Genomic DNA, 9,306 nt, shown 5'->3' with positions numbered 1-9,306 from the left:
CGACGACCTTCGGGTTATGAGCCCGACGAGCTACCGAGCTGCTCCACCCCGCGTCTGAGGTCGCCAATAATAGGCGCCAGCGCACAGATTGCAAGTAAATATCTCAAAAAAAGTTTATTCGTAGATTAATCGGACAAATAGTGCGGTCATTAGCAGCATCGTGCTGTTTTTTCAGGCAATCAGTCCGTACTGAGCATCCGCCACTACACTCAATGACGTGAACACTCTTTATCTGGGTAGGTAAAATATGCGCATATCCGCCGGTCACTGCCGTCAGTTGGGGGCCACACCCGACAGTAACGGCGTCAACTTCGCGATCTGGGCTCGTCTCGCCAGCCGGGTTGAACTGCTGCTCTTTGCAAGCGCAGAAGATGCGACCCCGGAAGTGATCCCGCTCTCCCCTCGTCTCAACCGCACCGCCTACTACTGGCATATCCATATTGAGGGTCTGCCCGTCGGGCAGCGCTACGCCTACCGCGTTCATGGTCCTTGGCGCCCCTATTGCGGCACTCGCTTTGATGGTGAAAAAGTGCTGCTCGACCCCTACGGCCGCCAGATTGAGCTTGGACCCAACTTTGATCGTCAGGCGGCGGCTCGACCCGGCAGCAATCTTGCAAATTGTGCCAAAAACCGGGTGGTCGATATCCGTCACTATGACTGGGAAGATGACAAACTCCCGGCACACTCCCTCTCTCGCTCGGTGATCTACGAGCTCCATTTGGGCGGATTTACCAACTCACCTGACTCAGGGGTCGATCCGGCGCTGCGAGGCACCTATCTGGGGTTGATTGAGAAGATCCCTTACCTGCAATCTCTTGGTGTCACCGCTGTCGAATTATTGCCCGTGTTCCAGTTCGATCCCCAGGATGCCGCTAAGGGGCTCTCCAACTACTGGGGGTACAGTCCCATCTCCTTCTTCGCCCCCCATGCCGAGTATGCCTGTGGCGATGATCCATTAACCGAGTTTCGTGACATGGTCAAAGCTCTGCACCGGGCCAATATCGAGGTGATCCTCGATGTGGTCTACAACCATACCGCCGAGGGTGGGGAAGACGGGCCGACCTTTTCATTTCGGGGTATCGACAACGAGGCGTACTACATCCTCGACAACAACCAGAAAGACACCAACTACTCGGGTTGTGGCAATACCTTCAACGGTGCCCACCCGGTGGTGCTGCGCATGATCATGGACAGCTTGCACTTCTGGCGTCAGGAGATGCATGTCGATGGCTTTCGGTTTGATCTGGCCGCCATCCTGTCACGAGATGAATCCGGCCAGCCCCAGGCCAATGCTCCCACCCTGCGCACCATAGACACCGATCCCAAGATCGCCGACATCAAGCTGATTGCCGAAGCGTGGGATGCGGGGGGACTGTATCAGGTTGGCTCACTCGCCGGTGCCCGCTGGCGTGAGTGGAACGGCCAGTTTCGCGACGACGTGCGCCGCTTCCTGCGCGGAGATGACAACAGCGTTACGGCGTTTGTCGAGAGGTTGTGCGGTAGCCCCGATATCTATCACTACCACCATGCGGATCCCGAGAAGAGTATCAATTTCGTCACCTGTCACGATGGCTTTACACTGTGGGACTGGGCCAGCTACAACAACAAACATAACGAGGCCAACGGCGAGCAGAACCGCGATGGCTGCGATCACAACTTCAGTTGGAATCACGGCCATGAGGGGGAGACAGACGACCCCGAGATCAATGCCCTGCGTATGCGACAGGCCAAGAACATGATGGTGGCAACTCTGCTCTCGGTTGGCTCCCCCATGCTGCTCATGGGGGATGAGCTACTGCGTACCCAGCATGGCAACAATAATGGTTATTGTCAGGACAATGCCACCTGCTGGATGGATTGGCGGCCCACCAGTCGCAGTCAGGACATGTTCCGGTTTATGAAGGAGCTGATCCAGTATCGCAAACATCTGTTCCATCGATCCGAGCAAGAGAGCATGCCCCTGTCGCTCACCGAGATCCTGCGCCACAGCGAGATCTGCTGGCACGGTGTCAACGCCATGCAGCCAGACTTCAGCCCCCACTCCCATGCCATCGCCATGTCGGCGCTGTCGAGCGAAACCAGGCTGGCGCTCTATGTGCTGTTCAACGCCTACTGGGAGCCCCTCACCTTTAACTTGCCGAGCCCGCCCAAGGGGGTCGGCGGCTACTGGCGGCGGATCCTCGATACCGCCCTCCCCTCGCCGCAAGATATCTGCACCTTCGGCATGCCGCTGGAAGGATTGACCCGCGAATATCTGGCCCAGCCGCGCAGCAGTTGCCTCTTTATCTGCGGGGCCGACGATTTCTATTGATCGAGAGCTGCTGCTTGATTGCTGCTAATGGATTGCTGCGATTCCAGCAAACCAGATAAGCAAAAGCCCCGAGTGTTGGCTCGGGGCTTTCTCTATTTCAGCGCCAGTGTCAGATCAGCTGGTGCAACACACTGGTAGCGGCAATCTGGGCGATCAGCAGGCCACACAGGGAGGTGGAGACCACCACAGGCGCGGTATCACGCTGCAAGTAGAGCGGGCTGAACCAGAGCAGCAGGGAAGCCACCAGCAGCGCTGCCTGGGTCACCACCGCCGGGATCAGGGCATCGAGATTGGCCTCACCCCCTTGCCAGCCCACCAGCACGGCCAGCCAGACAAGGCTGGCCATCGCCCCCACCAGACCGGCCAGCGGCAACAGGGTGTTGAATGCCTTGAGACGATGACGGGCCCGCAGCAGCATCAGGTGGGCAAAGGCCGCCCCCAGCATCGCCATCTGCAGCAGACCGCTCACCCAGCCCTGCAGTTGCAGCAGCCCGATGCCATAGACAGCGAGCGGCAACGCCGGTAGCCAGAGCAGTGTCGAGGGGACTGAACGCTTGCCCTCCAGCCGTGACTGGGCCAGCGACAAGCCAACCCCGAGCACCAGTGCGCCCCCACCACTCCAGATGAGCCAGCTGGCCGCCTTGGCCTCTACCGCCAGCATCAGGGAAAGCGCGGTAATAACCCAGATGGAGAAGAGCTGTTGAGTGATGCGTGAGCGCTGGCCCGGACAGATATCACCGCGCCATAGCACGATACCGAGGGCAATGAGGGCACCAAGCGCCATCAATCCGGTGAGGGGAAAGAGCCAAAGTGGGAGTTGGACGAACATGACGCCTCCAGCAGCAAGAATTCGGGGGCGCCACTGAGGCGCCAGAGAGGGGGCGAGTATACCCAAACCGGCGGCTATCCCCAATCGCGACAAACGATCGTGGGCAAACAATCCGGGGCAATTTGGCGCCAGCAGGGCACACCTTGAAAGGGCGCCCTGCTGGCAGCCATGTCCATAATGACGGGATGCTGCGCTGGCTTTAGCCCTGACCGCGGGCCAGCGCCACCACCCGAGCAAACATCTGGCGGATCACCGGCGGAATATGCTCGGCGCCGAGCCGCTCCGCCTCTTCCACCACCGCCAGCGCCATTCCCGGCTTGCTGCGATGATGAATAGCCTTGTTGATGATGTGACTGGCGCTCCACATGGCGCGCCCACCGACCCCGGCCTCGCGGCGAAACACCGCTTCAAAGCCGTTGTGATAGAGGTAGTGCTCAATGTCTGCGGCAGGGAGCTGGGTCAGTCGGTCCCGCTCCCGCTCGCCCTTGAGCTGGCCCCGAGCCGAGGCGGCATACTTGAGCCCCGCCTCATCGCCATCGGTCAGCAGGTGCCACTCGATGCCAAAGTCCCGCGCCACCTTGATGAGCGGCGACTGGCCGCACTGGGCAAACTCGATGATCCGCACCCCTTCGGCCCGCAGACTGTAACCGCAGATCTGGGCCAGCTCGGAGAGCAGCCAGATCTCGGTCTCCCCCTCCACCAGCAGCCAGCAACGGGCAAACAGCGACATGGGGCGGTTGATCCGCACATGGAAGGCGATCTTGCGCAGATCGTCGCTGCTGTAGCGCTCGCCACCAAGCTGGTGACAGAGGATATCCTGCTGACGGCGCACCAGCCGCCGCACCTGATTGAGCGGCAGGGAAGAGAGCAGATCCCCCGAGTTGGTGGTGAGCAGCTTCTGGCCCGGCAGTTGTTCCAGCAGCCCCCACGCCAGCGCCAGCATGGTCGGGTGCAGCCGGCTCTCAGGATCCTCGAGGATCATGATGGGGCGGGCCCCCTCCTCCAGCTCGCGGTTGCCACGCGCCTGCAACAAGGTAGCCGCCATCCCCGCCATCGCCAGCTGCAGGGCGCGGTTATCGGCGCGGCGCAGCAGGGTATGCAGGTTGCCCGGATTGCGCAACGTCATGGGGCGATTGATGATGTCGCGCTGACTGCGCGGCTTGTTCTTGATGGGGGCCAATGCGTTGAAGTAGTGATCCATCAGCTGACGCACCGCCTGCAGCGCCTCTTTGAGCTCCGGCTCGCCGATCCGCTGGGGTTCGTCGATCAGCTTGTCCGCCAGCTCGCTCAGGCGATGCTCGGAGAGATCTCCCCACTGCAATGTCTCCACCCCGTTGCGAGCGGTACGAGCGTCCCGCAGCCGGAACACCGGGTTCATGGTAATGAGCAGGCAGACCAGCTCGTGGGTGTTGGCGATGGGCAAGCTCTTGCCTACCCCGTCGAGAAAGTCGTGAATAGTGAGCACAGAGCCATCCGCCTGCAGCTCGGCGCTGGCGCGATAGTGAATGCGGTGGAATTTGTCCTTGTGCAGCACCCAGGAGGCGCCAAGACGAGCCAGACGGCGAGAATGCTGGCACATTTGTGGCCTGTGCTCACTGAAGGTGAGCACCAGCTGCAGGTGGCGCGCCGGGGCCAATTCGGGATCTTCCGGTTGGTGAAAATCCTCGGCGGTGAACTGATAGGGCTCGGCATTCTGCCCCAGCAGACACCAGAGGGCACGCAGCAGGCTCGACTTGCCCCAAGTATTCTCGCCGATCAGAACGGTGGTCTGATCCAGCCCGAGCGACAGGCGATTTATACCGCGAAAACCTTTGACTTCAATACGTTCCAGAAACATCCAGCCATGTCCACATCATTGTGATGGGGCAATAGTGGCAAAGTTACCGGGAAAATCCTATCGGCAGCCGGGCTTTTCAACGTGAACTGTGAGGCACTGCAGGTTCGGGAGGGATAACGACAGCGGTGCGATCTTGCGGGGCATTCCAGTGGCTGAACCAGAGATGACGGGTACGGATTTGACGTTTGCGATAATTCAATGGGCATTCCTTTCAATGGATAAGTGGTAGAGAGTACACCTCTTTTGCCCAAAGTCTCAGGGTTATATGTGACAGCATGATGACAAGCCGGCTCACCGCATGGCTGGCATATCCACCGACTCTGCACATGACTCTTGCTACCGAGGCTGCCAGCTCCCAAGGTCGCGCGATGTCTGTCAGTCACGAGAATCAGTACCCATAAACAACAGAAACGATATGCTACTGAAGGGTTGGAGGCGCTGAGCCTGGAGCCGATACCAGAAACTACCTCCCGTTAGCTGTGACAGGGACAAGTCCGGCCAGACCAGCTAGCGGGCAGAAAATTGCGACGCAAACGATTGAAAAAAGAAAAGACGCCTCAAGGGCGTCTTTTTGCATTTTTATGCTCGAAGGGTAGAAGGGCTCGAGCCGCTTATTCCCATTCGATGGTTGCAGGCGGCTTGCCGGAAACGTCGTACACCACGCGGGAGATACCGTTGATCTCGTTGATGATGCGATTCGATACGTGACCGAGGAAGTCGTACGGCAGGTGAGCCCAGTGGGCGGTCATAAAGTCGATGGTTTCGACGGCGCGCAGGGCAATGACCCAGTCATATTTGCGACCGTCGCCCATCACGCCAACGGAGCGCACCGGCAGGAAGACGGCGAACGCCTGGCTGACCTGGTTGTAGAGGTCGGCTTTGCGCAGCTCTTCGATAAAGACCGCATCGGCGCGGCGCAGAATATCGCAGTACTCTTTCTTCACTTCGCCAAGGACGCGCACGCCCAGACCCGGGCCCGGGAACGGGTGACGGTAGAGCATGTCGTAGGGCAGACCCAGCTCCAGACCAACGCGGCGCACTTCGTCTTTGAACAGCTCGCGCAGCGGCTCGACCAGACCCATCTTCATCTCTTCCGGCAGGCCGCCGACGTTGTGGTGAGACTTGATGACGTGGGCTTTGCCGGTCTTGCTGGCAGCGGATTCGATAACGTCCGGATAGATGGTGCCTTGTGCTAGCCACTTGGCGTTTTTCAGCTTCTTGGCTTCATCGTCGAACACTTCGACGAAGACGCGGCCGATGATCTTGCGCTTGGCTTCCGGCTCGTCAACACCGGCCAGGGCAGAGAGGAAGCGCTCTTCCGCTGCAACCTTGATGATGTTGAGACCAAAGTGGTCACCAAACATCTCCATCACCTGCTCGCCTTCGTTCAGACGCAGCAGACCGTTGTCCACGAAGACGCAGGTCAGGCGATCGCCGATGGCGCGGTGCACCAGCATGGCGACCACAGAGGAGTCGACACCGCCGGAGAGGCCGAGGATCACTTCATCGTCACCCACCTGCTCGCGGATACGGGCAACGGCGTCGTCGATGATGGTGGCCGGGGTCCACAGGCATTCGCAGCCGCAGATGTCTTTGACGAAGTGCTCCAGCATGCGGGCACCCTGACGGGTGTGGGTCACTTCCGGGTGGAACTGCACGCCGTAGAAGCGCTTGGCTTCGTTGGCCATGGCCGCGTGGGGGCAGGTCGGGGTCTGGGCGATGGTGGTGAAGTCGGCCGGAATGGTGGTGACCTTGTCACCGTGGCTCATCCAGACATCCAGCAGGGCATTGCCGTTGTCGGCGATGGCATCTTCGATATTGCGCAAGAGGGCGCTGCTCTTGCCAGCCTCGCCCAGCACTTCCACCTTGGCGTAACCGAATTCACGCTCGGTGGAGGATTGCACCTTGCCACCCAGCTGCTCGGCCATGGTCTGCATGCCGTAGCAGATACCGAACACAGGGACACCGGCGTTGAACACATACTCGGGGGCGCGCGGGCTGCCTGCTTCGGTGACGGACTCGGGGCCGCCGGAGAGGATGATGCCGCTCGGATTGAATTCGCGGATCTGCTCTTCGGTCACGTCCCAGGCCCACAGTTCGCAGTAAACGCCGATTTCGCGCACACGGCGGGCGATCAGCTGGGTGTACTGGGAACCGAAGTCGAGGATAAGGATACGGTGCTGGTGAATGTCTTTAGTCATTTTATTCCTGCATCAGGCTGATGTTGTCACAAAGGGCACGGGATAAAAAAAGGGTGGAAAAACGGGGCGCAGGGCCCCGTTTTATCAGCCCATCCGATAGTTGGGGGCTTCTTTGGTAATGGTCACATCGTGGACGTGGGACTCTTTCATCCCGGCGCCGGAGATGCGCACGAACTCAGCCTTGGTGCGCATGTCGTCGATGGTGGCGCTGCCGGTCAGGCCCATGGAGGAGCGCAGGCCGCCCATCTGCTGGTGGATGATCTCTTTGAGGCGGCCCTTGTACGGCACGCGACCTTCGATGCCTTCCGGCACCAGCTTGTCGGCGGCGTTGTCGGTCTGGAAGTAGCGGTCGCTGGAGCCTTTGGACATGGCGCCCAGGGAACCCATACCACGGTAGGATTTGAAGGAGCGACCCTGATAGAGCTCAATCTCACCCGGCGCTTCTTCAGTACCGGCGAACATGGAGCCCACCATGACGCAGCTGGCGCCCGCAGCAATGGCCTTGGCGATGTCGCCGGAGAAACGGATACCGCCGTCGGCAATCACCGGAATACCGGTGCCTTCCAGCGCGTCAACGGCGTCGGAGATGGCAGTGATCTGGGGCACACCCACACCGGTGACGATACGGGTAGTACAGATGGAGCCCGGGCCGATACCGACCTTGACGGCGTTGACACCGGCAGCAGCCAGCGCCTTGGCGCCCGCGGCGGTCGCCACGTTGCCACCGATGATCTGAAGATCCGGATAGGCGTCGCGAGTGGCCTTGATGCGATCCAGCACGCCCTGGGAGTGGCCGTGGGAGGAGTCGATCAGCAGCACGTCAACACCGGCTTCCACCAGCGCGGCGACGCGCTCTTCGTTACCGGCACCGGCACCAACCGCTGCACCGACCCGCAGACGACCCTTGTCATCTTTACAGGCGTGCGGCTTGCGCTCGGCTTTCTGGAAATCTTTAACGGTGATCATGCCCTTGAGTTTGAAGTCGGCGTTCACCACCAGCACTTTTTCTATACGGTGCTTTTGCATCAGGGCAACCACCTCTTCGCGAGGGGCACCTTCACGCACGGTGACCAGACGATCTTTCTGGGTCATGATCTGTTCAACGGTCTGGGAGAGGTCAATCACGAAGCGCACGTCACGGCCGGTGATGATACCAACCAGCTGATTGCCGTCAGTCACCACGGGGTAACCGGCGAAGCCGTTCTTGTGGCTCAGCTCCTTGATTTGGGCGATGGTCATGTCAGGGCGCACGGTGACGGGGTCAGTCACCACGCCGCTCTCGTATTTCTTGACCTTGCGCACTTCGGCAGCCTGCTGCTCGATGGACATGTTCTTGTGGATAAAGCCGATACCGCCTTCCTGGGCCAGTGCGATAGCCAGACGGGCTTCGGTCACTGTGTCCATGGCAGCGGAGATCATCGGGATGTTCAAGCTGATGGCGGAGGTCAGCTTGGTACGCAGATCGGCAGTATTGGGAAGAACTTCGGAGTGGGCGGGAACCAACAGTACATCGTCGAAGGTTAACGCTTCTTTGGCAATCCTGAGCATGGCAATATCTCACCGTTGAGGAAGTGGGGGTGTAAAATATTGCCGACGAAGTTTACTCACGCATTGGTCACTGGTAAAGAAGTTTTTTGAATTTTTTATGGCGTAGCCCTTATTTAGAAGGCCAACACGCCAAAAAACAAAGATTATCAGTACGAAACCCGGCATGTTTGGACAAAAAGAGTTGGCCAGACGGTGTTATGGCGCTGAACATGCTGCGTGCCGAGACCACGCGCAAGGCCAGCTTGCGGAAGAAACAGCAATTTGCAGGCATGAGCAGCGACTATCTCGAAAAGGTGTTAACGGCAGGGTTGTCGAAGCTGGTACAAATCTAACAAGTTGTTCACGTTCTCGCCCTGATATCGGATCGAACCACTCAATTACCAGACCACCACCACTGCGTACTTACCGCCCAATAAACCACCACCTGCACGGCTCGCCCTTCGTTCTGCCTGCGCTATGGTTTACCATGCAGGCAATTGTGGTGCCTGGCACCGCCCACCCTAGCGCCAGGCGCTACCGTCATCGGATACCTCATCTCGAGCAACATGAGCAAAACAGCACACGCGGGCAAAGAGCCAAC

The 9,306-nt window shown here is 59.4% G+C and carries 5 protein-coding genes and 1 pseudogene; 2 read left to right on the top strand and 4 right to left on the bottom strand.

Annotation, left to right across the window (positions count from 1 at the left end; translation table 11 throughout):
* Positions 1-247 precede the first annotated feature (247 nt).
* The gene (glgX, locus tag ACRAUW_RS14785; protein WP_431362887.1) at positions 248-2,311 is read left to right on the top strand and encodes a glycogen debranching protein GlgX; all 2,064 of its coding nucleotides are present in this window, start codon (positions 248-250) and stop codon (positions 2,309-2,311) included.
* A gap of 109 nt (positions 2,312-2,420) precedes the next feature.
* Here glgX and ACRAUW_RS14780 read toward each other — a convergent pair whose 3' ends face one another.
* The 4 genes from ACRAUW_RS14780 to guaB form a co-directional block, all read right to left on the bottom strand.
* The gene (locus ACRAUW_RS14780) at positions 2,421-3,140 is read right to left on the bottom strand and encodes a hypothetical protein (protein WP_431362886.1); all 720 of its coding nucleotides are present in this window, start codon (positions 3,138-3,140) and stop codon (positions 2,421-2,423) included.
* 199 nt (positions 3,141-3,339) lie between these two features.
* The gene (locus ACRAUW_RS14775) at positions 3,340-4,977 is read right to left on the bottom strand and encodes an ATP-dependent endonuclease (RefSeq protein ID WP_431362885.1); all 1,638 of its coding nucleotides are present in this window, start codon (positions 4,975-4,977) and stop codon (positions 3,340-3,342) included.
* Positions 4,978-5,588: 611 nt separating this feature from the next.
* A complete protein-coding gene (guaA, locus tag ACRAUW_RS14770) occupies positions 5,589-7,178 on the bottom strand; it encodes a glutamine-hydrolyzing GMP synthase (protein WP_431362884.1) in 1,590 nt (529 codons plus the stop codon).
* 84 nt (positions 7,179-7,262) lie between these two features.
* Entirely contained in the window at positions 7,263-8,726 is a 1,464-nt protein-coding gene (gene guaB, locus ACRAUW_RS14765; RefSeq protein WP_005360033.1) for an IMP dehydrogenase, read from the bottom strand.
* 197 nt (positions 8,727-8,923) lie between these two features.
* Here guaB and ACRAUW_RS14760 point away from each other — a divergent pair.
* Positions 8,924-9,058: pseudogene (locus tag ACRAUW_RS14760) on the top strand (ISAs1 family transposase); the annotation flags it as partial.
* Positions 9,059-9,306: the final 248 nt, after the last annotated feature.

This window comes from Aeromonas sp. (assembly GCF_050633025.1).
Lineage (GTDB): Bacteria > Pseudomonadota > Gammaproteobacteria > Enterobacterales > Aeromonadaceae > Aeromonas.
The sequence above is the reverse complement of the archived record's forward strand: the minus strand, read 5'-3'. Positions and strand labels throughout refer to the sequence as shown.